27 protein-coding genes are annotated in these 26053 nt (G+C 65.0%); 12 read left to right on the forward strand and 15 right to left on the reverse strand.

All coding sequences use genetic code 11. The annotated features are described in order from the left end of the window. Positions 1–623 precede the first annotated feature (623 nt). From amaB to CEJ42_RS23990, 3 genes are read right to left on the reverse strand one after another with little or no spacing between them, the layout of a single operon-like run. A complete protein-coding gene (gene amaB, locus CEJ42_RS23980; RefSeq protein WP_088752780.1) occupies positions 624–2153 on the reverse strand; it encodes an L-piperidine-6-carboxylate dehydrogenase in 1530 nt (509 codons plus the stop codon). Between the two features lie 55 nt (positions 2154–2208). Beyond that, positions 2209–3306, reverse strand: coding sequence for a DUF1338 domain-containing protein (locus CEJ42_RS23985; protein ID WP_088752781.1), 1098 nt, complete (start codon positions 3304–3306; stop codon positions 2209–2211). Beyond that, positions 3260–4435 (reverse strand): saccharopine dehydrogenase family protein, encoded by a 1176-nt coding sequence (locus CEJ42_RS23990; protein ID WP_088752782.1) that lies wholly within the window; start codon positions 4433–4435, stop codon positions 3260–3262. Before CEJ42_RS23990 ends, CEJ42_RS23985 begins: the two co-directional genes overlap by 47 nt. A gap of 431 nt (positions 4436–4866) precedes the next feature. On the opposite strand from CEJ42_RS23990, the gene CEJ42_RS23995 reads away from it, so the two are divergent. Further along, entirely contained in the window at positions 4867–5718 is an 852-nt protein-coding gene (locus CEJ42_RS23995) for a transporter substrate-binding domain-containing protein (RefSeq protein WP_088752783.1), read from the forward strand. 77 nt (positions 5719–5795) lie between these two features. Here CEJ42_RS23995 and CEJ42_RS24885 read toward each other — a convergent pair whose 3' ends face one another. From CEJ42_RS24885 to CEJ42_RS24020, 6 genes are all read right to left on the reverse strand, one after another. Beyond that, entirely contained in the window at positions 5796–6026 is a 231-nt protein-coding gene (locus CEJ42_RS24885; RefSeq protein WP_129587826.1) for a hypothetical protein, read from the reverse strand. 36 nt (positions 6027–6062) lie between these two features. Further along, on the reverse strand, positions 6063–6608 hold the full coding sequence (locus tag CEJ42_RS24000; RefSeq protein ID WP_088752784.1) for a fimbrial protein: 546 nt from the start codon (positions 6606–6608) through the stop codon (positions 6063–6065). 17 nt (positions 6609–6625) lie between these two features. After that, positions 6626–7768: a fimbrial protein gene (locus tag CEJ42_RS24005; RefSeq protein ID WP_088752785.1), complete on the reverse strand. Its 1143-nt coding sequence runs from the start codon at positions 7766–7768 to the stop codon at positions 6626–6628. A gap of 352 nt (positions 7769–8120) precedes the next feature. Continuing rightward, positions 8121–8567 carry an Lrp/AsnC family transcriptional regulator gene (locus CEJ42_RS24010; protein WP_079217484.1) on the reverse strand — a complete coding sequence of 149 codons (447 nt, stop codon included), beginning with the start codon at positions 8565–8567 and terminating at the stop codon, positions 8121–8123. A 31-nt stretch (positions 8568–8598) separates the two neighbouring features. Further along, positions 8599–9363: an amino acid ABC transporter ATP-binding protein gene (locus CEJ42_RS24015; RefSeq protein WP_088752786.1), complete on the reverse strand. Its 765-nt coding sequence runs from the start codon at positions 9361–9363 to the stop codon at positions 8599–8601. Between the two features lie 15 nt (positions 9364–9378). Then, complete coding sequence (locus tag CEJ42_RS24020; RefSeq protein WP_079217486.1) at positions 9379–10044, reverse strand: amino acid ABC transporter permease; 666 nt, start codon at positions 10042–10044, stop codon at positions 9379–9381. A 381-nt stretch (positions 10045–10425) separates the two neighbouring features. On the opposite strand from CEJ42_RS24020, the gene CEJ42_RS24025 reads away from it, so the two are divergent. Then, a complete protein-coding gene (locus CEJ42_RS24025; protein ID WP_088752787.1) occupies positions 10426–11211 on the forward strand; it encodes an SDR family NAD(P)-dependent oxidoreductase in 786 nt (261 codons plus the stop codon). Beyond that, complete coding sequence (locus CEJ42_RS24030) at positions 11192–12502, forward strand: D-amino acid dehydrogenase (RefSeq protein ID WP_129587827.1); 1311 nt, start codon at positions 11192–11194, stop codon at positions 12500–12502. The genes CEJ42_RS24025 and CEJ42_RS24030 overlap by 20 nt, the downstream gene beginning before the upstream one ends. A 7-nt stretch (positions 12503–12509) precedes the next feature. On the opposite strand, the gene CEJ42_RS24035 is transcribed toward CEJ42_RS24030, so the two are convergent. Next, the gene (locus CEJ42_RS24035) at positions 12510–12794 is read right to left on the reverse strand and encodes a GIY-YIG nuclease family protein (protein ID WP_088752797.1); all 285 of its coding nucleotides are present in this window, start codon (positions 12792–12794) and stop codon (positions 12510–12512) included. A gap of 140 nt (positions 12795–12934) precedes the next feature. Here CEJ42_RS24035 and CEJ42_RS24890 point away from each other — a divergent pair, with 140 nt between their 5' ends. Beyond that, positions 12935–13210: a hypothetical protein gene (locus CEJ42_RS24890; protein ID WP_129587828.1), complete on the forward strand. Its 276-nt coding sequence runs from the start codon at positions 12935–12937 to the stop codon at positions 13208–13210. On the opposite strand, the gene CEJ42_RS24040 is transcribed toward CEJ42_RS24890, so the two are convergent. After that, on the reverse strand, positions 13170–13613 hold the full coding sequence (locus CEJ42_RS24040) for a hypothetical protein (protein ID WP_088752789.1): 444 nt from the start codon (positions 13611–13613) through the stop codon (positions 13170–13172). The genes CEJ42_RS24890 and CEJ42_RS24040 overlap by 41 nt on opposite strands. A 206-nt stretch (positions 13614–13819) precedes the next feature. Here CEJ42_RS24040 and CEJ42_RS24045 point away from each other — a divergent pair, with 206 nt between their 5' ends. Then, complete coding sequence (locus CEJ42_RS24045) at positions 13820–14398, forward strand: cell division protein FtsI (protein ID WP_088752790.1); 579 nt, start codon at positions 13820–13822, stop codon at positions 14396–14398. A 96-nt stretch (positions 14399–14494) separates the two neighbouring features. On the opposite strand, the gene CEJ42_RS24050 is transcribed toward CEJ42_RS24045, so the two are convergent. Continuing rightward, complete coding sequence (locus tag CEJ42_RS24050) at positions 14495–15160, reverse strand: flagellar basal body L-ring protein FlgH (RefSeq protein WP_088752791.1); 666 nt, start codon at positions 15158–15160, stop codon at positions 14495–14497. A gap of 380 nt (positions 15161–15540) precedes the next feature. Between CEJ42_RS24050 and folE the strand changes: the two genes are divergently transcribed. Both folE and CEJ42_RS24060 read left to right on the forward strand, forming a co-directional pair. Beyond that, the gene (gene folE, locus CEJ42_RS24055) at positions 15541–16266 is read left to right on the forward strand and encodes a GTP cyclohydrolase I (protein ID WP_079219255.1); all 726 of its coding nucleotides are present in this window, start codon (positions 15541–15543) and stop codon (positions 16264–16266) included. A 2-nt stretch (positions 16267–16268) separates the two neighbouring features. After that, on the forward strand, positions 16269–16694 hold the full coding sequence (locus tag CEJ42_RS24060; protein WP_079217492.1) for a BLUF domain-containing protein: 426 nt from the start codon (positions 16269–16271) through the stop codon (positions 16692–16694). A 103-nt stretch (positions 16695–16797) separates the two neighbouring features. Here CEJ42_RS24060 and CEJ42_RS24065 read toward each other — a convergent pair whose 3' ends face one another. Then, entirely contained in the window at positions 16798–18018 is a 1221-nt protein-coding gene (locus CEJ42_RS24065) for an HD-GYP domain-containing protein (RefSeq protein WP_088752792.1), read from the reverse strand. Between the two features lie 393 nt (positions 18019–18411). Continuing rightward, the gene (locus tag CEJ42_RS24070) at positions 18412–19839 is read right to left on the reverse strand and encodes an MFS transporter (RefSeq protein ID WP_088752793.1); all 1428 of its coding nucleotides are present in this window, start codon (positions 19837–19839) and stop codon (positions 18412–18414) included. A 217-nt stretch (positions 19840–20056) separates the two neighbouring features. Here CEJ42_RS24070 and CEJ42_RS24075 point away from each other — a divergent pair, with 217 nt between their 5' ends. The 5 genes from CEJ42_RS24075 (at position 20057) to CEJ42_RS24095 (ending at position 25553) form a co-directional block, all read left to right on the forward strand. After that, positions 20057–21301, forward strand: a complete 1245-nt coding sequence (locus tag CEJ42_RS24075; RefSeq protein WP_088752794.1) for a M20/M25/M40 family metallo-hydrolase — start codon at positions 20057–20059, stop codon at positions 21299–21301. A gap of 277 nt (positions 21302–21578) precedes the next feature. Next, complete coding sequence (locus CEJ42_RS24080) at positions 21579–23057, forward strand: HAMP domain-containing sensor histidine kinase (RefSeq protein ID WP_088752795.1); 1479 nt, start codon at positions 21579–21581, stop codon at positions 23055–23057. Continuing rightward, positions 23047–23550, forward strand: a complete 504-nt coding sequence (locus tag CEJ42_RS24085; protein ID WP_088752796.1) for a hypothetical protein — start codon at positions 23047–23049, stop codon at positions 23548–23550. The genes CEJ42_RS24080 and CEJ42_RS24085 overlap by 11 nt, the downstream gene beginning before the upstream one ends. A gap of 50 nt (positions 23551–23600) precedes the next feature. Next, the gene (locus CEJ42_RS24090; protein WP_079217498.1) at positions 23601–24974 is read left to right on the forward strand and encodes a sigma 54-interacting transcriptional regulator; all 1374 of its coding nucleotides are present in this window, start codon (positions 23601–23603) and stop codon (positions 24972–24974) included. A 228-nt stretch (positions 24975–25202) separates the two neighbouring features. Continuing rightward, on the forward strand, positions 25203–25553 hold the full coding sequence (locus CEJ42_RS24095; RefSeq protein ID WP_079217499.1) for a BON domain-containing protein: 351 nt from the start codon (positions 25203–25205) through the stop codon (positions 25551–25553). Positions 25554–25824: 271 nt separating this feature from the next. Here CEJ42_RS24095 and CEJ42_RS25175 read toward each other — a convergent pair. Further along, positions 25825–26053 (reverse strand): hypothetical protein (locus tag CEJ42_RS25175; protein ID WP_207760478.1); only part of this gene is annotated, 229 nt, incomplete at its 5' end.

The following is a 26053-nucleotide window of genomic DNA, read 5'->3' on the forward strand; positions in this document are numbered from 1 at the left end:
GTCATCCCGGCGAAGGCCGGGATCCAGTGTCGTTCGTTGCACCTCTCCGAATCCCGTTCGGGCTGAGTAGCCGCGCATGCGGCGTATCGAAGTCAGCGTATATGCGGTTGTTCTTCGGGGTAGTCTGGTCTTGCTGCGTGCAGATGTACTGGCTCTGGTTCTATCTTTCTCCGGTCAGAAGGGAGCGCCGGGGGGCGGCCCGGCAGCCGCTCACTTTCTTTGCTCCGCCAAAGAAAGTAAGCAAAGAAAGGCGGCCGCTACCGCCCAGCCCCTTCGGGGTACCCGCTGAACCGCACGGAAAAATGGGAAAGGAGGCAAGTCGCTACGCTCCGGCCTCCTTTCTGATCCATTTTTCCGCGCGTTTCAGCGGCTGGGCAGAAGCGGACTTCTGATCCGGCTCGCCTTCGGCCTCGCGGGGCTTGCTGCTCGCTTGCGGCATCGGGTCTGTGGTTCGCGATCTCTTTCAATCCGTCCGCCTTCGGCTTCGATGTGCAGACTCGCTCTCCATTTAACCCGTCATCCCGGCGCAGGCCGGGATCCAGCGTCGTTCGTCGCGCGTCACCACCGCTGTTTTTGATCCGCGCAACCGTCAATACGCCGCATCGCGATATCCCGCCTCGCCATCACGCCACATCAAACCTCACTCCCTGCGCCAACGGCAACGCCCCGCTGAAGTTGATCGTATTGGTCGCCCGGCGCATGTAGTTCTTCCAGGCGTCCGACCCCGATTCGCGGCCGCCGCCGGTGTCTTTTTCTCCACCGAACGCGCCGCCGATTTCCGCGCCGCTGGTGCCGATGTTGACATTGGCCAGGCCGCAGTCGCTGCCGCGCGCGGACATGAACCATTCGGTCTCGCGCACGTCGTTGGAGAATACCGCCGACGATAGGCCCTGCGGCACCGCGTTGTTCATGGCGACAGCGTCGGCGAAGTCGTCGTACTCCACCACGTAGAGAATCGGCGCGAAGGTTTCTTCATGCATCACCGGCGTCTGCGCCGGCATGCGCACCAGCGCCGGTTTCACGTACCAGCTCGGCGCGCCATCACCATCGCCAACGATGACGCGTTCGCCGCCGGTGACCAGTCCGCCCTGTTCGCGCGCCAGTTGCAGCGCGTGCTGCATGGCGTCGTAGCTGCGGCCGTCGATCAGCGGGCCGACCAGCACGCCGTCGTTGCGTGGATCGCCCACGGCGAGGCCGGCGTAGGCCTGTTCGAGACGCGCGTACAACTGCGCGGCGATGCTGCGGTGGACAAACAGCCGGCGCAGCGTGGTGCAGCGCTGGCCGGCGGTGCTGACGGCGGAGAACACGATGGCGCGCAGCGCCAGTTCGATATCGGCGCTGGGGGCGACGATCATGGCGTTGTTGCCGCCCAGTTCCAGCAGGCTGCGGCCCAGGCGCTGCGCTACCTGCACCGCGACCTTGCGGCCCATCGCCACGCTGCCGGTGGCGCTGACCAGCGGCACCAGCGGCGACGACGAGAGCGCATGTCCCAGCGCGCCGCCGCCGACCAGTACCGAACACAGGCCTTCGGGCAGCAGCGCCGGATGCCTGAGGGCGAACCGGCGCGCGGCTTCGTCGAACAGGCGCATGACGGCCAGCGCACAGAGCGGCGTTTTTTCGGACGGCTTCCACACCACGCCGTTGCCGCACACCAGCGCCAGCGCGGCGTTCCAGGCCCACACGGCGACCGGGAAATTGAAGGCGGTGATCACGCCGCATACGCCCAGCGGATGCCAGGTTTCCATCATGCGGTGGCCGGGGCGTTCGGAGGCGATGGTCAGGCCGTGCAGCTGGCGCGACAGGCCGACGGCGAAGTCGCAGATGTCGATCATCTCCTGCACCTCGCCCACGCCTTCCGAGCTGATCTTGCCGGCCTCCAGCGTGACCAGCGCGCCCAGCGTCTCGCGTCGTTCGCGCAGCACCTCGCCCAGCAGGCGCACCAGTTCGCCGCGCACCGGCGCGGGGACTTCACGCCACGCCAGGAAGGCGGCGTGAGAGCGTTCGATGGCGCGTTGCGCGTCCTGTTCGCTGTGGCTGTGCAGGCGCGCCAGCAGCGCGCCGTCGCAGGGGGAGTGAACGTCGAGGTCGGCGCCGGCGGCGTCGAGTTCGGTGGGGGAAAGTCCGCAGGCGCGCAGCAGGTCGGCGGTGGTCATATGCATTCCTCTCGTCATGGTGGAAAGACGGCCGCACGCCGTGCCGGGCTGGCGGCTACATGCCGGCAGGTCCGGCGCTGCCCGCGGTCATCTTGAAGATGCCTTGCGCATTGCCGCTGTCGAAGCTCAGGTCCAGCCGCTCGACGCCCTGGTCGTCGACATAGCGGTCGCGCGAAATGAATTCGTAGAACGAGCCCGGCACCGCCTTTTCCACGATGCCGCCATGCTCGTCGCGCATCGGGCGCAGCACCGTGCAGGCGCGGTAGGCGGTCTGGCGCACCCGGCCGTTGCGCGAGACTTCGACCGTTTCCTTCATCGGCCGGCCCAGCGCGCGCTGGCGCTCGGCCACGGCTTCCACGTCCGGCACGCGGTCGGTGGCGTGGTTGAAGACATTGCCTTCGGTGGCGATCCAGGCCATCTCGCTGGATTCGCCGCGCAGCCTTTCGTACTCCGCCAAGCTGGGCAGTTCGTGCTGGCGCTCGAAGGCCGACAACAGCACCGGCAGCAGCGCCTGGGCCGCCGCCATGGGCAAGGCGCGCTCGGTTTCCAGCTGGGCCAGCAGCGCCTTGGCGTCAGCCGTCAGCGGATCGGTCGAGGTGCCGATCACGCGCGCCACCACAGCCTGGAACTCGGGCGAGAAGCGCTCGGCGTGCAGCTCGCTGACGAAGAACTGCGCGATCTCTTCCGGCGCGTCGGCATGGCCGTAGGTGCGCCCGGTCATGCGGATGCGCTCCAGCGGATACAGGCCGTTCTGCACATAGCCCAGGGGGCGCAGGATGCGCGTGATCGCCTCTTCGCCCGGCGGCAGCAGGCCGGTGTTGGCGGCCTGCACCGTGCGTAGCGCGCCGTGGTCGAAATGCATGCGCTCGCCGGCGGCCATGGCGTCGGCCACGTAGGCGGCGGCGTCCGGCACTTCCTGCAGCAGCTTTTCGAACAGCAGCATGTTCAGCGCCTGCGCCAGTTCCAGCCGCGACACCGCCTGCGCGCCCGCCGGGCGAAGCGTGCAGGCCGGCACATGCACCGAGCGCAGCAGGAAGTCGATCTGCTGCGGCGTGCGATGCGCCGCCAGAAGGGCGATCAGTTGCGAACCGTGGGCCGCCGCGGCTTCAGGCTGCGAGCTGGCGTAAGCCTGAACCGGCTGTTGAGCTGTCATGCTGGTCTCCTGTGGATTGGACTGCCACAGTGTAACGCTGCCGGCGCCCGTCTTCAGGGCCGGCATAGGCGCAGCCGAAACGGTTGGCCAGCAGCTCGGGCAGCGCCAGTTCCTCCTGGCGGATGAAGCCGCGCTGCGCCAGCCGGCCGGCGAAGAACAGGTCCACTGCCGCGCACACGCCGGCGGCGGTGGTGATCTGGATCGCGCTCTCATAGGCGCCGCCGCCTTCGCCGGCGAATACCTTGCGGCTGAACACGCGCTGCTGGAACTGCCCGCCGCGCATGCCGCTGACGGTGACGAACACCAGCACCACGTCCTGCATGGTGGCCGGCACCGCCCGGCGCAGGATGTCCTTGAGCAGCTCCGGGCGTTCCTTCAGGCGCAGCTCTTCGAGCAGGAAGCGCAGGCGGTCGCGGTGGCCCGGATAGCGCACCGACTTGTAGTCGAGGTTGGCGGCGCGTCCGGCCAGCGTGGCGCACAGCGTGCCCAGCCCGCCGGAGGTGTTGAATGCCTCGTACTCGACGCCGTCGATGGAGAAGTGCTCCAGCCCTTCCAGCGGCTGCACCTCCTGCAAGGCGCCGTCGCGGATCGCCTCGCACGGGTGGCAATACTCGTTGACCAGTCCGTCCACGCTCCAGGTCAGGTTGTACTTGATCTCGTTGGTCGGAAACTCCGGCAGCGCGCCGACCCGCATCTTGATTTCGGCGATGTCGTCGAAACCCTGCGCCAGGTGATGCGCGGCAATGCCCACAAAACCCGGCGCCAGTCCGCACTGCGGCATGAAGGCCGTCTCGGCGTCTTGCGCCAGCTGCATGATGCGGCGGGTGGCGTGCACGTCCTCGGTCAGGTCGAAGTAATGCACGCCGGCCGCGCGCGCCGCCTCGGCCACGATGGTCGCCATGTGCCAGGGCAGGGCGTTGACCACGGCGTCGGCGCCGCCCAGCAGCGCCGGCAGCCGGGCGGAGTCGTCAAAGTCGGCCTGGGCCGAGGCGACGCCCAGCTGCGCCAGGGGCGCCAGCGCGCGGGCGTCGCGGTCCAGCGCCAGCACCTCGTAGTCGCCGCAGCCGTGCAGGCGGCGCGCGATCGCCAGGCCGATGTGGCCGGCGCCCAGCAGGATGATCTTTTTCATGGTGGCCCTTTCGCGTGTTGGTCTGCGTGTCAGGGATGATTCTAGGGAAGAGCTTGTACGATAAAAAGATGAAGATTGATGCTCAAATGATGCATTTATCGTCGATTTGTAGCTATCGGTGAGTGACTTTGTAGCGATTGCTCCGGTTTGGCGATGCGCTCTATTGCGCAAGCGTCGCTTCGGCGGCATGTGCTGCATGATGAGCGGCCTGGCCGGCGCATCGATTTTCCCGGCGCTTGAGATGCGCCTTGCCCTCCTGCCGCAGCAAGAAGAAATTTCATCCACGGCAGTCTCCAATTGCCTACGCGGCGGCCTCGCGCCTGGGCTAAAATCGACGGCGCTGTCCGGCCCCGCGCCGGACATGTTTTTGACGCGCACAGCACCGCCGACCGGCCACGCCGGCGCCATCCGCCAAACAGGGAGAACAGAGAATGACCAACCGCCGCAGTTTCATCGCCAACGTCGCCGGCCTCGCCGCCGCGTCGTACCTGCCCAACGTCTTCGCCCAGGCCGCGCCTGCCGCCGCGCCGGCGTCGACCGAAGCCACCTTTGCCCGCGTCCAGCGCACCAAGACCCTGCGCATCGGCGCAGTGCGCGGCGCCGCGCCGTACTACAACAAGGACCTGGCCAGCGGCGAATGGGGCGGCTTCATGATCGACTTCGCCAAGAGCCTGGCGGCCAGCCTGAACGTCAAGCTGGAAATCAACGAAACCACCTGGGGCAACTCGGTGCTGGACCTGCAGACCCGCAAGATCGACATCTTCTTCGGCATGAACCCGACCCCGGCGCGCCGTGAAGTGATCGGCTTCTCCGAGCCGCTGTTCTCGAACGCCTTCACCATCGTCTCCAAGAAGGAGTACAAGACCTGGGCCGACCTGAACAAGCCTGAAGTGAAGATCGCCGTGGACATCGGCTCCTCGCACGACCAGATGATTTCGCGCGTGTGCCCGAACGCCACCATCGTGCGCCTGGAAAAGGCCGACGACGCCACCCTGGCGCTGCAGACCGGCCGCGTCGATGCGCAGGTGCTGGTGTGGCTGCTGTCGCTGAACATCCTCAAGAAGAACCCGTCGCTGGGCAAGATGTACGTGCCGATGCCGCTGGAAGCGACCTCGACCAACATCGGCGCGCCCAAGGAAGACGACAAGGCCTGGGTGGAAGCGGTCAACAAGTGGATCGTGGCCGAACGCGCCGCCGGCAAGATCAAGCCGACCGTGCTGAACAACCTGCAGAAGTTCTCCGGCGTGAAGCCGGAAGACGTGCCGCCGCAGATTCCGCTGTAAGCCGCTGCTGCGAACGCCGCTGCCGTATGAGAAAGCCTGCCGTTACCGGCAGGCTTTTTTCATGGCCACAGGAAAAATCAGGAGTGAATGCCGCTGAAGGTCATCAGGACGACCAGCAGGGCCGAGCCGCTCAGCCAGAGGCCGAGGATGGTGATGTGGTTTCCGAAGAATTTGCGCATGGCAGCCTCGCCAAATACGTTGTGGATGTGATTCCATCTTAGAAAGCGGACGGTCGTTCTTCCATCAGGGAATTCCTGATATCCGACCTTGCCGCGGATGATCCGGATGATCGTCGTCGCCTGGGCCACGCTGCATCGGCACGCCGGTGATTCGGCGAGTCTGATCTATTGATAAGCCAGCGTGACCGTCACCAGGCTGTTGGCGGTCCCTTCCCTGACTACGGCGGCGGTCTGGATATAGCGTCCCTTGAAGGTGATCCGCATCGTAGCGTTTGATGCGCTGGAGACATGGAATTGATTGGCATTTCCGAGCGTTGAAGAGTCGGCACCAAAGGCAATCGGTCCGAAACCCGACCTGGCCACCTGAACGCCGATGCCCGAGGCAGTCGACGCTCTGGTCAGCGGCAGTGTCGACGTCCTGTTGCCGGGATTCTGCACATCGGTGAATGTCATGTAGACGTCGCTGTCGGAGCCGCTGCAATCAAGCACGATATCGGCGCCGTCGGACCAGGTGGAAGTGGAATTGATCCCGGTGAATGTCCTGAGGGGGACGCCTCCGGGTGGGGAGAGCTGAATGGCCACGCTGGGTGTCAGGACGGCGCAGGTTGTCGGAGTGAGCGTGGCCGATATGTTGATGGTGCCGTCGGCGGCCAGGCCAGCGGCGGGAATCAGGGGCGCCATGGCTATCACGGCGAGAAAAAATGTTCTCATGAGATTTGCTTGCCGATTCATTGATAAGACATGGTGAAGGTCGCAATGCCGTTGGCTGTACCCGAGGTGACCCGGTTAGCGGTCTGGATGAAGCGGGTATTGAAGTCCATCTTGACGGTGTTGTTGTCGCTGGTAAAGGCGAGAAACTGATTGGTGGTGCCGGGCAGGGACGAGTCGGGGCCGAAACTGATCGGCGTCGCTCCGCCGCTGTGGAAGATCTGGATGCCTACACCGGTGGCTGTGGATGCCCGGGTCAGCGGCAGCGTGGACGAGACATTGCCGGGATTCTGCTGATCTGTCAGCACCATGTGCACCTTGCTTTTCACGCCGGAGCAATTCACCGTGATACTGAACAGGCCGCTCGTGCCCCAAGGCGTGACGGAGCCGACGCCCGTAAATGTCTTGACGGGGATGGTGCCCAGGTTCACGGGGCCGGGCGGAGTAATTGAACAGGTCTGGGCGACGATGTTGACGGCGCTGAAGGTGACGGGGTGGGTATATCGGAGTGCAAATTCAGGTCTCGCTGAACTACGGGTAAGGAAGCGCACCCCGGTATTGCCAAGTGTGCCTGCAGACATGGTGCCTGCTTGAACCCGGCCGATTCTTACCAATGCGAGGGACATTGTCACTCTTGCCGATGCTAGTATTTGTCCTCCGTCCTGAGCGGCTGTACCTCGTATGAGAGTAGCGGTTTGATTGTAAAAAAAAGTATCAGCTCCGATGCTTCGCTCAAAAGATTGCGGCACAGGAGGGGTACCTATTGAATTGGCTGACTCGCCGCTGAACCTCGCCTTCGCAATAATGCCTATGCCGGCCAGGTTAGTGCGCATGATTGCATAGCGCGTGCCATCAATGGTTGTGAAGGCTTGCAAAGCAGATACTTGATCGAACCAGAAACCAACCCCATGCCCAGCGCCAATGGCTCCGGCGCATACCCAGTTATCCGATGAATTGGCTTGAATCCAGTCAGTCAACAGGTCCGATGCCGCAGAGTCCCGCGGCACACTGACAGTCGCCGGGAAGTTGACAAAGGCCGTATGCGGCGTATCGACGGAGCAGGACTGCGCCGATACGCCAGGTGCGAAGCATTGCAGCCCGAGTGCGAGCAGTGTCAACAACAGATAACGCATGCGTGACTTGAGCGGTACTTTGGAAAGCATGAAGATTTTTCCTTGATCAGGGGCCGATGCGGAGACATCTCCGTATTTGCCGGATAGTCTAGGTATCGCTGCGCGGCGGTGAAATAGGAAGATTCTCAAAAGTCCTGAATGCGGGTCGAGCGACGCACTCTGACTTGCCTTGGACGGCAAATGGCCTGTCAAGAATGAGGTCTCGCTATTCTTGTCAGTGCCTCAGGAGGGAGCGGGGGCAAGGGGCCTGAAGATGAGAGCGCGAAAGTACGGCAGTTTGCTTACGGGATCGCTGCGCAGCCAATGAGTGCGCTAGTCAGAAAAATAGGAGCTGTTTGCGCTTAAGGAAGATGTCTTAAGGATATCGACCAGAACCTTGGACTCAGCGCTCGATCTTGCGCGCCAGCACGATGGAGGTGGTGGTGCGGGTGACGCCGTCGATCTCGCCGATTTCATCAAGCAGTTGATCAAGGCGTTCGGGGGAGGCGGCGCGCAGCCAGGCGACGTAGTCGAACTCACCGGAGACCGAGCACAGCAGCTCGATTTCCGGCATGCGCTTGAAGCGTTTCAACACCTCGCGCGCGGCCTTGGGTTCGACGGTGATGCCGACATAGGCGCGCAGCGCGTTGTCGGTGACTTCCTGCCCCAGCTTGACGGTATAGCCGGCGATGACGCCGTTTTTTTCCAGCCGGGCCAGGCGCGCCACCACGGTGGTGCGCGCCACGCCCAGCTTGCGCGCCAGGTTGGCCACGCTCTCGCGCGCCGACACCTGCAGCAGCGCGATCAGGTTGCGGTCGGTGTCGTCGAGGGTCTCGAGCCGCGTTTTCATGTCGGGTCAGTCGCCTTGCCGCGCCGGCGGATCAGCCGTTGAAGCGCGCCAGGAAAGCCTGGGTCGCCGCCTGCCGCGGGTTGTCGATGACCTGCGACGGCGGGCCGGCTTCCACCACCACGCCGTCGCGCATGAACACCACCTGGTCGGCCACTTCGCGCGCGAAGGCGATCTCGTGGGTCACCAGGATCATGGTCATGCCGTCGGCGGCCAGTCCCCTGATCACGTTGAGCACTTCGCCCACCAGCTCGGGGTCGAGCGCGGAAGTGGCTTCGTCGAACAGCATCACGTCCGGCTGCATGGCCAGCGCACGGGCGATGGCGATGCGCTGCTTCTGGCCGCCGGAGAGCTTTTGCGGATACATGTCGGCGCGCTCGGCCAGGCCCACCTTCTGCAGCAGCGCCATGGCGCGCTCGCGGGCCTGTGCCTTGGGTACGCGCTGCACGGTGACCATGCCTTCCATCACGTTCTCGACGGCGGTCATGTGCGGGAACAGGTTGAAGTGCTGGAACACCATGCCGGTGCGGGCGCGGAAGCCCGCCAGTTCGCGGTCCTTGGGCAGCTTCGAGCGCTTGCCGTCGAACTCGAAGTGACGCTCGCCGATGCGCACCGCGCCCTGGTCGGGCACGGTCAAGAGGTTCAGGCAGCGCAACAGGGTCGACTTGCCCGAACCGGACGGGCCGATCATGGCGACCACGCTGCCTTTGTCGATCTGGATGGAAATGTCCTTCAGCACCACATGGTCGCCGAAGGCCTTCTTGAGATTGCTGATCTGGATCATCGCGTTATTGCTCATCGTATTCACCTCAACTCAACCGTGCTGCGCCGACAGGCGGGTTTCCAGGCGCTTGGCCCAGATGGTGGCCGGCAGCAGGATCACGAAGTAGATGATCGCGACCAGGGTGTAGATCTCCAGCGGACGGTAGGTCTCGTGGGCGATGATCTGGCCCTGGTACAGCAGGTCGGGCACGGCCAGCACGGACAGCAGCGAGGTGTTCTTCAGCTGCATGATGGACTGGTTCACCAGCGGCGGCGTCATGCGCTTGAAGGCCTGCGGCAGGATCACGCGCTTCATCAGCTGGAAGCGGGTCATGCCCAGCGCCCAGCCGGCTTCGGACTGGCCGACGTCGATCGAGACGATACCGCCGCGGATGATTTCGGAGTAGAAGGCGCCGCCGTACAGCGCCAGCGACAGCATGGCTGCGGTGCCGGCCGACATTTCAATGCCCAGCAGCACCGGCAGCGCGTAGTAGAACCACACCAGCTGCACCAGCACCGGCGTGCAGCGGAACACTTCGACGAAGGCGCGCAGCGGGCCCGAGATGAAGGGGTTGGTGGAGAGGCGGCCGAGGCCGACCAGCAAGCCGACCAACAGGCCCAGCGCGATACACGCGATGGTGTAGCCCAGCGTGTAGACGAAGCCGATGCCGATGATGCTCCTGAATTGCCAGAGCGAGCCAAAGTCCCATTGATACATCTGCAGTTTTCCTTCAATACGGTTCAACCGGAGCCGGCGCGCCGGATCCTGACGGTGGGAATGCGGGTGCCGCAAGCATGTTCCATGCCGCGCGACCACGGCTGGCCGCACCGGAAGGCGAGGCGAAGGGCAGGTGTCGGGAAGGCATGGAGGAGGGTACGGATATATCTTTTATAAGGATTGCAAGGCCGGCAACCCGCGAACCCGGCAATTGTAATGGAGAACCGCCGCGCCGGGCCACGCGATATCGGCCTTGCTGTGGCTTGCAGGCCCACGCGGCGGCGGGCTTTGGCTAAAATAGCGGACTTGGCGCGGCCCATTCCCGGCTGCTGCGCAGACGCATTCCCGGCCTTTGGGAATGCGGCCATTTCCGACCAGATCATGAGCCAGGCTTCCCCTGTCGCCCCTGCGGGCGACCAGCAGCGCGTCATCCTCATCACCGGCGCCGCGCGCGGCATCGGCGCGGCGGTGGCCGCCACCGTGGCGGCGCCCGGCGTATCGCTGCTGCTGCATGCGCGCGGCGACTCCCCGGAGCTGCAGGCCGTGGCCGCGCAATGCCGCCAACGGGGCGCGCGTTGCGCGACGGCGCTGGGCGACATGGCCGATCCCGCCACCGCCCCCGCATTGCGCGACGCCGCGCTGCGCGAGTTCGGCCGGCTCGACGCGCTGGTGGCCAACGCCGGCTTCGCCGACAGGAAGCGCATCGGCGAGCTCTCCGACGCCGACTGGTCGCGCTCGCTCGACGCGTTGCTGTCGGGCTTCTTCCGCCTGGCCTCGGCCTGCAAGGATGCGCTGCAGGATTCGGGCGGCGGCCGTGTGGTTGCCGTCAGTTCTTTCGTGGCGCATGTGTTTCGCCTGGGCGAGTCGGGCTTTCCGGCATCGGCCGCGGCCAAGGCCGGCATCGAGGCGCTGGTCAAGTCGCTGGCGGTGCAGCTGGCGCCGGCCAACGTCACCGTCAACGCGGTCGCGCCGGGCTATGTGCAAAAGAGCGACCCGGCCAAATCCGCCATCGACCCGGCCGCCTGGCAGGCGGCGCTGGACCGCATTCCGCTGCGCCGCCTGGGGCAGCCGCAAGACATCGCCAACGTCATCGCCTTCCTGCTGAGCCCGGCCGCGTCCTATGTGACCGGCCAGACCTGGCATGTGGATGGCGGACTCACCCTTTAATTTCCACCAGAAGCAGAACAACACCATGCGCATCATCGTGCTGGGCGCCGGCATCGTCGGCGTCACCACCGCCTATTTCCTCCGCGAGCGCGGCCATGAAGTCACCGTGGTCGAGCGCCGCGCCGAAGTGGCGGCCGAGACCAGCGTCGGCAACGCCGGCCATGTCTGCCCGTCCTACGCCACGCCGTGGGCGGCGCCGGGCATGCCGGCCAAGTCGCTGAAGTGGTCGCTGCAGAGCTGGCTGGGCATCGAGGCCGCGCTGCGCTTCACGCCGCGCATGGACGCGCACCAGTGGAAATGGCTGAAGAAATTCCTGGCGCAATGCACGCCCGAGCGCTACGCCGTCAACAAGGCGCGCATGGGCCGCCTGGCGCGCTACAGCCACGAGCAGTTGAAGCTGATCCGCGAACGCCTGAACATCCGCTACGAGCAGACCACCGGCGGCAACCTGCAGCTGTTCCGCACCCAGGAGGGCCTGGACAATGCCGGCCTGTCGACCAAGGTGCTGGCCGAGGCCGGCGTGCCCTTCGAGCTGCTGGACGCCGACGGCTGCGTGGCCTTCGACCCGGGCCTGCGCGCCGCGCGCGGCGAGCTCAAGGGCGGCCTGCTGCTGCCGATGGACGAGACCGGCAACTGCCCGCTGTTTGCGCGCGCGCTGGCCGGCTGGCTGCAGGCGCATGGCGTGGAGTTCCGCCTGTCGACGTCGGTCGACGCCATCGAGGTGGCCGGTGCAAAAGTGACGGGCGTGCGCACCAGCGCCGGCACGCTGCATGCCGACGCCTATGTGGTGGCCTGCGCCGCCGCGTCGGTGCCGATGATGAAGCCGCTGGGCCTGGACCTGCCGATCTATCCGGTCAAGGGCTACGCGATCACGGTGCCGGTGGCTGACCCTGACGGCGCGCCGCGCAGCGGCGTCATGGACGAGTACTACAAGGTGGCTATCACCCGCATGGGCAATCACATCCGCGCCGCCGGCACCGCCGAGATCGGCAGCTGGGACACCAGGGTGACGCCGCGCGACTGCGCCACCGCGCTGAAGTCGCTGAAGAACCTGTACCCGGCCGGCGCCGACCTGGCCCGTGTCGAATACTGGGCCGGCCTGCGCCCGATGACCCCGGACGGCGCGCCGCTGATCGGCGCCACGCCGTTCTCTAACCTGTGGCTCAACGCCGGCCACGGCTCCAACGGCTGGACCACGGCCTGCGGCTCCAGCCGCATCATCGCCGACAAGATTTCCGGCGCGACCAGCGAGATCGAGAGCGCGGACCTGGAGCCGGCGCGGGTGATCTGATCCCTGTTCAGAGGAGAGCGGGGTAGAGGTCGCGCCAGTAGGGGTTGTATTGTTCAATCAGGTCAAGCTTCCAGGACCTGCGCCAGTGTTTCAGTTGCTTTTCTCTGGCGATGGCGTCGAGGGCGTCGTGGAAGGTCTCGAAGTGAACCAGTTGCGTGAGCTGGTATTTCTTTGAAAAGCTTTCGATAGTGGCCTCGCGGTGTTCGTGGACACGCCGGATCAGGTCGTTGGTGACGCCGATGTAGAGGGTTCCATTTCGGCCGTTGGCCAAGATGTAGACGTAGTAGCTCATGCCGGCCATCGTATGGCAGGCGGCACCGGCAACGCATCGCAGTCTGTCGAATTGTCGTTCGTTTGGGAAGCCAGGCGGCGCTTCGCCATGCTCCGTCATCCTGACGAAAGTCAGGATCCAGTGTCGTTCAACAGCCGTCGATGCACGATGAAAGCCGCTGGATCCCGGCGTTCGCCGGGATGACGGTGGTGGGGGCAGAGATCGGTTGGTTCGTGTGCCTGCACGTCGGCATGCGGATGGCAAGACCGGGCGGCGCTTCGCCATGCTCCGTCATCCTGACGAAAGTCAGGATCCAGCGTCGTTCAACGGCCGTCGATATGCGACGAAAGCCGCTGGACCCCACGTTCGCCGGGATGACGGCGCTGAGCGGATTTCTCAACGATCAAACAAAGCATCCACATTATCCCCATTGCTGAACGCGCTGATCCCCCAGCCCGCCGGCGCCTTGTAGAAAATGAATTGCCAGGGAATCGCCTGGCGCTCGGTCTTCTCGATATAGGTCAGCTTGATCAGCGAATCGCCGACCTTCTCCGAGCGGATGAACTCATAGCCCACCGAATTGCCAACCTGCGCCTCGATCGCCATGCGCGAGTTGCGGGCGTTGCTGCGCGCGATCTCGAGTGCGCGGATGTCGATGAGCGAGTAGGGCGACATGGCGCCGTAGGCGTCGTCGGTGCGGCCGGCGCCGGCCTGGGCCATGACCTTGTCGGCCAGGGCGCGCACTTCGGCTTCGGTCCTGAGCGTATCGGCCTGCGCGGCGTGGCACAGGCCGGCCAGTGCGGCGGCGGCCAGCAGGGATGGGGGGAACAGTCGTGTCATCGGGATCTCCTCTCGCGAAAGAACATGCATGGCCGGTATTGTGCCAGCACCGCGCATGTGAAGCGCAAGGACACATGGTGTTAAGCATGTCACGGCGTGTCGTAAATCAGGGTAAAACAGGCCGGACGCAGGAACCCGCGCAGATATGATGGGCAGCCTGGAACCCTGTCTCCGTACAACGCGGGTTCCGCTCGGGGGGAGGCACCATGCGCACCATCATCACTGCTACATTGCTGGCAACGACGCTGTCGGGCTGCGTCGTGACATCCACCAGCGCCCTGGTCGACGCGGCCAGCCTGGTCGGCTACGCCGCATCCGGCGTGAAGTCCATGACGCCCAATGCGCCGGCCAATCCGGTGGTCTACAACCGCGATCCCATCCGCGAAGTCTGCATCGAATGGAACGGCGCCGTCGCCCTGAGCGACTTCGTGCCGGGCCTGCAGGGCGAGCTGCAAAAACACGGCGTGCAAAGCCGGGTCTACGATGCCGGCACCCAGGCCATGGCCTGCCCGGTGACGCTGACCTATACCGGCTACGTCAAATGGGACACCAAGGTCTTCTCCGACGCCTATACGCCTTACCTCACCTATGCCGCGCTGACGCTGCGGCGCGACGGCCGCGTGCTGGCCACGGCCCAATACCGCATCGGCTCCTTCGGCCAGGACAAATGGGCCTCGGTCGGCGAAAAGCTATCGCCCCTGGTCGACGCGCTGTTGCCGGGCAATCCCGCCATCATCGCCGACAACACGCCGGATGGCACCCGCAGCGGGGCGAGCGGCTACTGAAACCTGAACCGGTCGACGACAAAAAAACGGCAACTTCGGTTGCCGTTTTTGTTGTTGCGCAGGCCGCTTCGTGCGGCCTCTTTGTCGTTGCAGCGATTACCAGATCGTCAGCAGCCGGCGGAAGAAGTTGTTGTCGGTGCTGGCGTCGGCGATCGAGCCGCCGCCGACCTGTTCCAGGCGCGCGTCGGCGACGTTGGACGAGGCCACGATGCCGCCGCGGATGTCGCGCGTGCGCACCACGCCCGAGAAGCGCAGCGTGTTGACGTTGCCGTTGACGCCGATGCGCTTTTCGCCGGCCACCACCAGGTTGCGGTTGGGCAGCACCTCGACGATGGACACCATCAGCGTGCCGCTCATGGTGTTGGTATTGCTGCTGTCGCCCGAGCCCTTGAAGGTGTTGCTGCCGGACGCCGAATAGTTGGCGTCGTACAGCTGGGTGAACAGGCCGCCCAGCGGCGCGCCCGAACCCGGGCCCTTCTGCGCCAGCGTGGTGTCGCGGCTGTTGTTGGTGGCGGCCTTGTTGCTGCTGCTGATGGATTCGGAGATGTCGATCTTGATGATGTCGCCGACGTTGTAGCTGGTCGGTTCTTCGAATAGCTGCGCGCTGGAGACGCGGAAGATGGCGCCGTTGTTTTCCACGTTGGCCACCGGGTAGGACGGCCGCACGCTGGTCGGTCCGGTCACCATCGGCGCCGGGCTGGTGCAGGCAGACAGTAAGGCGGCCAGCGCGCATGCGCCGGACAGACGGTATTGGAACTTCATGGCGACACCCCCGGGAATTGGACGGCCGGACTGGATGTCCGGCACAGCCGGGCCGCCTCGGCGCGCATACGCAATGCGCGGGCAATACAGGGCGGCTCGTGTGCGGATAATGTTCGCGAATGGTGTAAGCGGCGGTTAATGCGGTGTAAATGCCGGCAAACAAAAATCAACGGTGGTTAAGCCTGGAATATGGGGTGTTTTTGCACTTCAATTCCGGCGCTGGGCGGCGTGCTGCGCGGCCGGGACGGGGTTGGGCGACGCGCGCGGCGTTCGCGGTGGCAGCCGGGCCCGGCCGCCGCGGATGCGCTGCGCCTTTTCGGGGCATAATGGCGGCATTCACCGATACCGGCGGGCATCCTCCGGGGCGCCCGCACCCCATCATGGCAACAGAAAAAAATCAGCCCGCCGCAGCGAACGTCCACGACCAGCTGGTCTCGGCGCGCATCCGCTCGCGCATCAAGGCCGCCGGCGTGCGCTTCCACGCCAACGACAACATCGCGGCCTTCATCGAGGAAGGCGAACTCGCCCAGCTGCAGGCCGAAGTGCAGGGCAAGCTGGCCGCCGTGCTGGAGAGCCTGGTGATCGACGTCGAGAGCGACCACAACACCCAGGACACCGCCAAGCGCGTGGCCAAGATGTACATCAACGAAGTGTTCCGCGGCCGCTACCAGGCGCCGCCGCCGGTGACCGAGTTCCCCAACATCGAGCGCCTGAACGAGCTGATGATCGTCGGCCCGATCACGGTGCGCAGCGCCTGCTCGCACCACCTGTGCCCGATCATGGGCAAGGTCTGGGTCGGCGTGATGCCCAACGAGCACTCCAACCTGATCGGCCTGTCGAAGTATGCGCGCCTGCTGGAGTGGGTGATGAGCCGACCGCAGATCCAGGAAGAGGCGGTGTCGCAGGCGGCCGACCTGCTCATGAGCAAGCTGCAGCCGGACGGCCTGGCCATCGTGATGGAAGCCGACCACTTCTGCATGCACTGGCGCGGCGTGAAGGACATGGAATCGAAGATGATCAACAGCGTCATGCGCGGCTCCTTCCTGCGTGACGCCAACCTGCGCCGCGAATTCCTGGCGCTGATTTCCCAACGTCAACGAGGTTAATCATGCTGGTCCGCCTGATCTATGCAAGCCGCGCGCGCGTGGCGATTTCGAGCGAAGTGATCGACAGCATCCTGGCCAGCGCGCGCAAGAACAACCCGGGGCAGGGCATCACCGGCGTGCTGTGCTACAGCGACTCGATCTTCGTGCAGGTGCTCGAAGGCGGGCGCGATCAGGTCAATCGCATCTACGGCAACCTGCAGCGCGACGAGCGCCATCATGACCTGGTGCTGCTGGCCTACGAATCCATCGACGAGCGCCAGTACTCGTCCTGGACCATGGGCAAGATCCGGCTGGACAAGATCAACCGTTCGTTGCTGCTGAAGTATTCGGTGTGCGGCGAGCTCAATCCCTATCTGGTCTCCAACTGCGCCACCGTGGCGCTGCTCAACGAGCTGGCCTCCACCGCCGCGTTCGCCCAGCGCGATTGATGATCGGCGCGGCAGGACACTGACCGCTGACATGAAAAACGGCGCCCGCGGGCGCCGTTTTTCATTGCGGATGCATTGTGGATTCGTTGCGATCGCTGCCGTTTCAGAGGTCCAGCGAAGGCAGGCTGCGGATGCCCCATTTGCTGTGGTCGGCGTAGGCGATGATCTTGTCGCTGGTGCGCGCGAGGTCGACGATTTCGGTCTTGAGCGGCATGCGGGTGACGGTCGAGAAGAATACCTTCACGCGCGGCGTGAGCAGGTGGTCCGGACGCTGGTCCACCACCACGGCCAGCCGGCCCGACTGCATCACCACACAGGAGCCGGTCGGGTAGATGCCGATGGCCTTGACGAAGGCTTCCATCGTGGTCGGGTCGAAGTGGCCGGCGCTGCCGGCCATGTGGCGGATCGAGCGCGCCGGATCCCAGCCGGCCTTGTACGGGCGGTTGGAGGTGATGGCGTCGTAGACGTCGCATACCGCGCCCATCTTGGCCATGATCGAGATCTGGTCGGCCTTCAGGTTGAACGGATAACCGCTGCCGTCGATCTTCTCGTGATGATGCAGGGAAACATCCAGCGCGGCCTGGCCGATGCCGTCGATCTGCTGCAGGATGGAGTGGCCGGCCACGGTGTGCGAGCGGATCGAGGCGAATTCCTCCTCGGTCAGCTTGGCCGGCTTGTTGAGGATGTCCAGCGGCACCGCCATCTTGCCGACGTCGTGCAGCAGGCCGGCCATGCCTGCCTGCTTGGTTTCCTCGTGCGACATGCCGAGCTGGTTGGCCAGCGAAATCATCATCGCGCACACCGCCACGGAGTGCATGTAGGTGTAGTCGTCGGTGGTCTTCAGGCGCGCCAGGCTGATCAGCGCGTCGGCGTTGCGGGAGACGGACGAGGTGATCTCGGTCACCAGCTCGGCGGCGTCCTTGACGTCCACCGCCTTGCCCATGCGCGCTTCGGAAAACATGTTGAGCACGGTGGACTTGGAGGAGGAGATGATGCGCGCGGCGCGTTCGCGCTCGACGGCGGTATCGGTGCGCGCGCCGGTCTTGCGCGGCACCGACGCATCTGCCGCGGGCGCGGCGGATTGGCCTGACTCGGCCTGGCTGTCGTCTTCATCGTCTTCGTCGAAATTCTCGGGCGCGACGTCACGGCCCTTCGCGGTGTCGATCAGGATCTCGCGGATCGGGCTGGCGCGCAGCGCCTGCAGATCCTCGAAGCTGTCGAGCTTGAAGGATTTGCGCCAGAACGGATGGTTGATCCAGGCTCCGGGTATGGAGTGGACGTACATGCCGAGGCGCAGCTGTTCGGTGGCGATTGATTTCAACATATCGAATTCCAGATCTCTGTCTGGTGGCGGTAACGTTCCGGTAAGCCCGGTTCGATTTCCCCTGATGAAATTGACGCCTGTTCAGATCGCTTTACAGGTTCCTGCCGCAAGACCGTTTTTTCTTGATCCTTGTGCGGCATGCTTTTCATCCTAGCAGAATGTTTTTTACTTGAGAGAGCCGCAGCGTCTTATGCGCGACTATATTTCTCGCCGCTGCAACTAAAAATTTATGCAGGGAAAATTTCCGTCGGGTTCTTGCTCCCACGCATGACAAAACGCCGGCCCGATGGCCGCCGCATGAGAATGCGCCCATGCCGATCAGCATTTTGTCAGCTTTGGAAAGCAGAACGGCGGCTGTGCCGCCGCCGTTCTGTTGCCGGATTGCCTGTCGGGCTATTTTTTCAACGGCGGCGCATAGGGATTGCTGGTCAGCAGGCGCAGGAAGCTGGCAATGCAGGCCACGCCGGCAAAGGCGGCGCCGGCGCCCAGCGCGAAGCGCGAGCCGTGCGACTCCGACAGGTTGAAGCACAGCGCCACCAGCGCCGCGCCGATGCTCTGGCCCAGGAGGCGGGCGGTGGCGACGATGCCGGAGGCGCCGCCGCTGCGGTGCGGCGGGGCGCTGGTCATCAGCGCCTTGAGGTTGGGCGACTGGAAGAAACCGAAGCCCATGCCGCACAGGAGCATGCGCCAGCTGATCTCCCAGACGCTGGGGGCAACCGGCATGAAGGTCATCAGCAACAGGCCGCTGCACAGCATGGCCAGGCCGACGCCGCCCAGGATGCCCACCGGATAGCGGTCCGACATGCGCCCGGCGATCGGCGCCATGATCGCCACGGCCACCGGCCAGGGCGTCATCAGCAGGCCGATGTCGACCTGGCTGCGGCCGAGGTCGTGGTGGAAAAAGAAAGGCAGCGAGACGAAGGCCAGGCCTTGCGCGGCGAACGAGCACACGGCGGTTACCGCCGACAGCGAGAACATGGGGTGGCGGAACAGGTCCACCGGCAGCATCGGCGCCGGATGGGCCAGCTCGCGCCGCAGCAGCAACAGGCCGCAGACCACGGCCGCCGCCAGTTCCAGACCGACCACGCCGGCGTCGGCCTGGTGCGCGCCTTCGCCGATGGCCAGGATCAGGAAGCCGAAGGCGGCGGCGTTGAGCACCGCGCTGGGCACGTCGAAGGCATGCTTGGAGAGCAAGGTGTGCGGCAGCGAAGGCAGGGCCAGCGCGATGGCGATGATGCCCAGCGGCACGTTGACCGCGAACAGCCATGGCCACGGGGCGATGGCGAGGATGGCGGAGGCCACGCTGGGGCCGACGGTGAAGGCGATCGCCACGATCAGCGTGTTCAGGCCGACGCCGCGGCCCAGCGAGCGGGTCGGATAGATGAAGCGGATCAGCGCGGTGTTGACGCTCATGATCCCGGCCCCGCCCAAGCCCTGCAGGAAGCGCGCCACCACCAGCGAAGGCAGCGACCAGGCCACCGAGCACAGCAGCGAGGCGACGGTGAACAGCACCAGGCCCCAGATATAGATGCGGCGGTAGCCGACGATCTCGCCCAGCGCGGCCAGCGGCAGCAGCGAGACCATCATCGCCAGCTGGTAGGCGGTGACGATCCACACCGACGCCGCCGGCGTGGTGTTCAGGTCCAGCGCCATGGCGGGCAGGGCGGTGTTGGCGATGGCGGTGTCCAGCGTGGCCAGGCCGACCGCGATCAACAGCGTCAGGATGGCGCGGCCGCGTTGTTCGGGCGGCAAGCCTTCACCGGCGATGACGATGTGATGGGCGGGTTCGGCGGCGCCGGCGGATGAGGGCAGCGATGACATGTGGTTTTCAGCGAGGTGGGTGGGCGGTACGCCTGCGGTGCAGCTGGCAAGGTCCGTCGCTTATATATATAAGGCCGCCGATGGACGGGCGGCCGGGCGTTCAATGATAGCGGGGAAACGCCGCCTCTGCTGGCGCGCGCTCCGGCCGCGCGCGCGGTGCGCTATGATGGCGGTTTGCGCCGGCGTGGCCGGCGCGCCTTGATGACGGAGTCGCAGCATGTCCAAAGAGCAGTTGTCGCAGCGCCTGTGTGCGTGGATCGATCAGCATTTCGATGAGGAAGTCGGCGTATTGCAGCAGCTGGTCCGCATTCCCACCGACACGCCGCCGGGCAACAACGCGCCGCACGCCGACGCGGTGGCCGAACTGGTCAAGGCCTGGGGCTGGAACGCCGAGAAGCACGCGGTGCCGCAGCAGCAGGTGCTCGACTACGGCATGCAGAGCGTCACCAACCTGATCGTGCGCCGCCCCTACGCGGCGGGCGGCCCGACCGTGGCGCTCAACGCGCACGGCGACGTGGTGCCGCCGGGCGAGGGCTGGAAGCACGATCCCTACGGCGGCGAAGTCGAGGCAGGGCGCATCTATGGCCGTGCCGCCGCGGTCTCCAAGAGCGATTTCGCCAGCTACATCTTCGCCGCGCGCGCGCTCGAGGCGCTGGGCGCGCAGCTGCGCGGCGCGCTGGAGCTGCACTTCACCTACGACGAGGAGTTCGGCGGCCTGCTCGGCCCCGGCTGGCTGCTGGAGCAGAAGCTGACCAAGCCCGACTACGTGCTGGCCGCGGGCTTCAGCTACAACGTGGTCACCGCGCACAACGCCTGCCTGCAGTTCGAGGTCACCGTGCACGGCCGCGCCACGCACGGCTCGATGCCCGAGACCGGCCACGATGCGCTGCAGGCGGCCAACGCCGTGCTCAATGCCATCTATGGCGCGCTGCCGGGCTTGAAGCAGATCAAGTCGGCCATTCCAGGCATCACGCATCCGACCATGATCGTCGGCCGTATCGACGGCGGCACCAACACCAACGTGGTGCCGGGCAAGGTGGTGCTGAAGATGGACCGCCGCATGATTCCCGAGGAGGATCCGGCGCAGGTCGAAGCCGGCGTGCGCAAGCTGATCGAGGATGCGGTCGCCGGCCTGCCGGGCATCCGCGTGGAGATCCGTCGCCTGCTGTTGGCGCGCGCGCTGCGCCCGCTGCCGGGCCACGAGAAGCTGGTCGACAGCCTTCTGCGCAATGCGCAGGAGGTGATGGGCGAGACCCTGAGCACCAACGGCTCGGCGCTGTATACCGACGCCCGCCTGTACGGCGAGCACGGCATCCCGGTGGTGCTGTTCGGCGCAGGCCCGCGCACGCTGATGGAGTCAAACGCCAAGCAGGCCGACGAGAACCTGGCCCTGGACGACCTGAAGAAGGCGACCAAGGTGGTGGCGCTGACGCTGCTGGATTTCCTCGGCCCGCAAGGCTGAGGCCGGACGGTTTTCCGGGCGACGCGAGGCCATCTTCGGGATGGCCTTGTCGTTTGCACAAAGCCTTTCCCATTTCTTGCCGGAAAGCGAAGAGATGTTTTTCCGGGCAGCTCATCTTGATTACAATGAGAGCCCGCGCGCCATGTTTCCGCATGGCAGGCCCGCACCAACAAATATAAGAGCGGGAGTTTCCGGCGCGAGGCCGGAGCGCAATGGGCATGAAGGGGCATGGCCACCCGGATTAAGAATCACGTCTTGAGGGACCGAGATCAATCGCATGCTGAACGCCATCGAGCACACCCATCATCTGACCGGAAAGCCCGCGCCCGCGCAGGGCTATCTGGGTTTGTCGTTCCGGCAACTGCTGCTGGCTGCATTCCTGCTGATCGCCGCATTGCTGAGCGGCACGTCCATCCACGCGCTGTTTACGCTGGACCGCATGGCCAAGAACAGCCGCGAGACCGCGCGCCAGGCCGTGCAGCTGACCGAGTCGGCGCAGCGCCTGGCCGAACGCACCGTCGCCATGGAGCGCAGCGCCCGCCAGTACCTGGTGCTGGACGACCCCGCCTTCCATGACCGTTTCGTCGAGGCGCGCGACCAGGCCCGGCAGGCGCTGGGCGAGCTGTCCGACTCGCTGCCGATGGCGCCGCGCGACATCTTCGGCCAATGGGGCGTGTATGTCGACGAGGCGGCGGCCGTTCTGGATTCCGAATCGCGCAAGGACAAGTCCGAGCAGCTGAAGGTGTTCCAGGACTTCGCCCGCCTGCCGCCCCTGAACGAACGCATGGCGCAGGAGAGCCGGCGCGAGGTCGACCGCCGCAACAATGCCTTGTCCGACGCGCTGGAACAGCAGCGCCAGATGCTCACGCTGCAGGTGGTCGGCGCCATCCTGCTGGCGGTGCTGCTGGCGTTCTGCTTCGGCCTGTGGCTGTCGCGCCCGCTGGCGCGGCTGGAGCATGCCATCAGCCGCCTGGGCGACAATCGTTTCGACCAGCATATCGACGTGCGCGGCCCGGCCGACATCCGCCGCCTCGGCCAGCAGCTGGACTGGCTGCGCCAGCGCCTGGCGGATCTGGAGGCGGAGAAGTCGCGCTTCCTGCGCCATGTCTCGCATGAACTCAAGACGCCGCTCTCGGCGCTGTGTGAAGGCGCGGCGCTGCTGGACGACGGCGTGGCCGGCCAGCTCTCCGACAACCAGCGCGAGATCGCCCGCATCCTGCGCCAGAACACGGTGTCGCTGCAGAACCAGATCGAGGACCTGCTGCGCTACAACGAGGTCTCCTTCGACGCCCAGCGCATCCACCCGGTGCCGGTCGACTTGCGCGCGCTGCTGCACAAGGTGATCGACGACCAGCGCCTGCAGTGGCTGGCGCGCGAGCTGAAGGTGGAGATCGAGGGCGCGGCGCGCACGGTGGTGGTAGATCCCGAGAAGATGGCGATCGTCCTGGGCAATCTGTTGTCCAATGCCGTACGCTTCAGTCCTGCGGGCGGTTTCATCCGTTTCCTGTTGTCCGATGCGCCGGGCATGGTGCGCGTCGAGTGCATCGACCAGGGGCCGGGCGTGGCGCCGACCGACGCTTCCCGCATCTTCGAGCCGTTCTACCAGGGGCTGAACCAGCCCCCGGGCGCGCGCCGCGGCAACGGCATCGGCCTGTCGGTGGTGCGCGAGTACGTGCAGGCCCATAGCGGCAAGGTTTATCTGGTCCCGCGCGAGGGCGGGTCGCATTTCCGTATCGAGTTGCCTGATGAAAAATAAAATCCTGATCCTGGCATCCAGCCTGTTGCTGGCGGCGTGCGCCGCACCGGCGCCCGAGGCGCCGACCACCAGCATCAAGCTGATTCACTCGGCCAGCAATATCGACGAGCTGCTGAGCTACAACGCGCAGCTGCGCAAGATGCCGCCGGCGGAACTGGGGCGCGAACTGCAGCGCATCAACGCCTATCCGGCCAGTCCGTCCAACACCGTGCGGCGCGCGATGGCGCTGTCGCTGACGCGCGATCCCATCGACCTGGCCAAGGCGGAAGCGCAACTGTGGAACGTCATGGGCGACAACAGCGTCGAAGCGGAGAAGCTCAAGCCGCTGGTCCAGGTGCTGGTCGGACATTATTCCGACCTGCGCCGCGTCGCCGACAACGCCGAGAAGTCCTCGGTGCAGTTGAAGGAGGCGCAACGCAAGGTGGACCAGTTGAACGACAAGCTTGAGGCCCTCAAGAACATAGAACGGAGCCTGCCGGCCGGCGGCAAGTAATTGCGCCTGCCCGTCGGGCCCGTTTCCTTTCACCGGAAACAGGAGCCCCGATGGGACATACTTCGCCTTTATTACTGGTCGACGACGACCCCGACCTGCTGCGCTTGCTGACGCTGCGCCTGAACGCCAGCGGCTATCGCGTGATGGCCGTCGGCAGCGCCGAGGCGGCCATGGCCCAGTTGGCCATCTCGCTGCCGGCATTGGTGATCACCGATGTGCGCCTGCCCGGCATGGACGGCCTGGCGCTGTTCGGTGAGATCCGCAGCCGCCATCCGACGCTGCCGGTGATCCTGCTCACCGCCCACGGCACCATCCCCGACGCGGTCGACGCCACCACCCGCGGCGCCTTCGCCTACCTGACCAAGCCTTTCGACGGGACGCTGCTGCTGGACAAGGTGGCCCAGGCCCTGAGCCTGTCGGCCCCGGCCGGCGACAGCGAAGACCAAAGCTGGCGCGCCGACCTGATCAGCCGCAGCCAGCGCGTCTCGGAACTGCTGGCCGAGGCGCGACTGGTGGCGGCCTCGGACGCCAGTATCCTGATCCGCGGCGACAGCGGCACCGGCAAGGAGCTGCTGGCGCGCGCCATCCACCGCGCCAGCCCGCGCGCGGACCAGCCCTTCATCGCGGTCAATTGCGGCGCCATCCCCGAGCAGTTGCTGGAGTCCGAGCTGTTCGGCCACGTCAAGGGCGCGTTCACGGGCGCGGTCGACAGCCGCGAGGGGCTGTTCCAGGCGGCCGACGGCGGTACGCTCTTCCTCGACGAGATCGGCGACATGCCGCTGCCGCTGCAGGTCAAGCTGCTGCGCGTGCTGCAGGAGAAGACGGTGCGCCAGGTCGGCGCCAACCAGCCCGGCGACGTGGACGTGCGCATCATCTCGGCTACCCACCGCGACCTGGAGGCGGCGATGACCGAAGGGCAGTTCCGCGAAGATCTCTATTACCGGCTCAACGTCGTGACCCTGCACCTGCCGTCGCTGGAGGAGCGGCGCGAGGACATCGCGCTGCTGGCCAACCATTTCCTCAAGGGCATCGCCGCCAAATACGCCAAGCGCCTGACCGGGTTTGCCCCGGACGCGCTGGAGTTGCTGAGCCTGGCGCACTGGCCCGGCAATGTGCGCCAGCTATATAACGTGGTGGAGCAGGTGTGCGCGCTGTCGACCGCGCCCCTGATCCCGGCGTCGCTGGTGCAGCGGGCGCTGCGCACACCGACGCTGGACCTGCTGCGCTATGCCGAGGCCAAGCAGAAGTTCGAGCGCGACTACCTGATCCGCTTGTTGAAGTTGACGGACGGCAATGTGTCCGACGCCGCCCGCCTGGCTGACCGCAACCGCACCGAGTTCTACCGGCTGCTGCAGAAGAACGGCCTGGATCCGCGCATGTTCAGGGGCGGGGAAGAGCAGGTCGCTGTTGAGCGACAGGCCTGATCCTATATAAATCAACGACTTGCGATGAATTGACCCTCGGAATGTCGCTGTCTGGCGACGGATTTGCCGGTTTTGACAGTGTTTTCCTGCGGTCGCCGACGGCGGGTTTGATCCAAGTCCTTGAAATCATTGCAGAAATTATCTACTGGCACAGGCTTTGCGAAGGACAGGGCAGGTCGCGTCGCTTCGGCGGCGCCGGGATTGATTCATCCATTCAAGGAGATTGCCATGGAAAAGACCACATTCGCCGCCAAGCTGCTGGCCGCATCCTTCCTCATCGCCGCTGCGGCGCCTGCAGTACAGGCCGCTGACACCGCCGGCGGCGGTAACACCCCCAAGACCGCGCAGAAGGCCGGCGCCTATATAGATGACTCGGTCATCACCGCCAAGGTCAAGGCCGCGCTGGTGGAAGACAAGCAGGTCTCGGCCATGAAGATCAAGGTCACCACCAAGGACGGCGTCGTCACCCTGAAGGGCGCGGTGCCCAATGCCGAGGTCGGCCAGCATGCGCTGCAACTGGCAGCCGGCATCGAGGGCGTGAAGGACGTGAAGAGCGACCTGACGGTCAAGGCCGGCTAAACGATGAGTCTCATGTTGCGATGCTCATATCTCATATATAAGGATGGCTTGAGCGCAGTCGCGACGAGCGCCTAGACGGTAGAAAGAGAACCGGTGCCGCCCCGTCAGGGGCGGTACCGGTTTTGTTTTTGGGGTTCTGTTCTTTGCTGTTCTGCCCGAAAAGCCTTGCCGGCTGTGGATTTCAGCGGAGATGGCTGGTTCGGGTAGACGTGGTTTTATAAATAATTTCTGATTATTTTCAAAAAGTGCTTGCGTGGGTCAATGGGCGTTGCTATAGTTCGCCCCCTGCTGACGCGACGCACAAAAGCGAAACGAAAGAAGAGCCGATGTGAAGGCGCGAAGCGGAAGGTTTTGAAGAGTTTTTAAATGATTTGCCGAGGCGGGAAGTTAAAAACGCCGAGATAAAAAATTTAAGAAAAGCGTAAAAAAGTAGTTGACGCGATTCAAAAACAACTTCATAATCTCGTTTCTCTGCTGCTGACAAACAAAACGATTTGCCA

The sequence above is a fragment of the Herbaspirillum robiniae genome, assembly GCF_002213415.1.
Classification (GTDB): Bacteria; Pseudomonadota; Gammaproteobacteria; order Burkholderiales; family Burkholderiaceae_D; genus Herbaspirillum; species Herbaspirillum robiniae.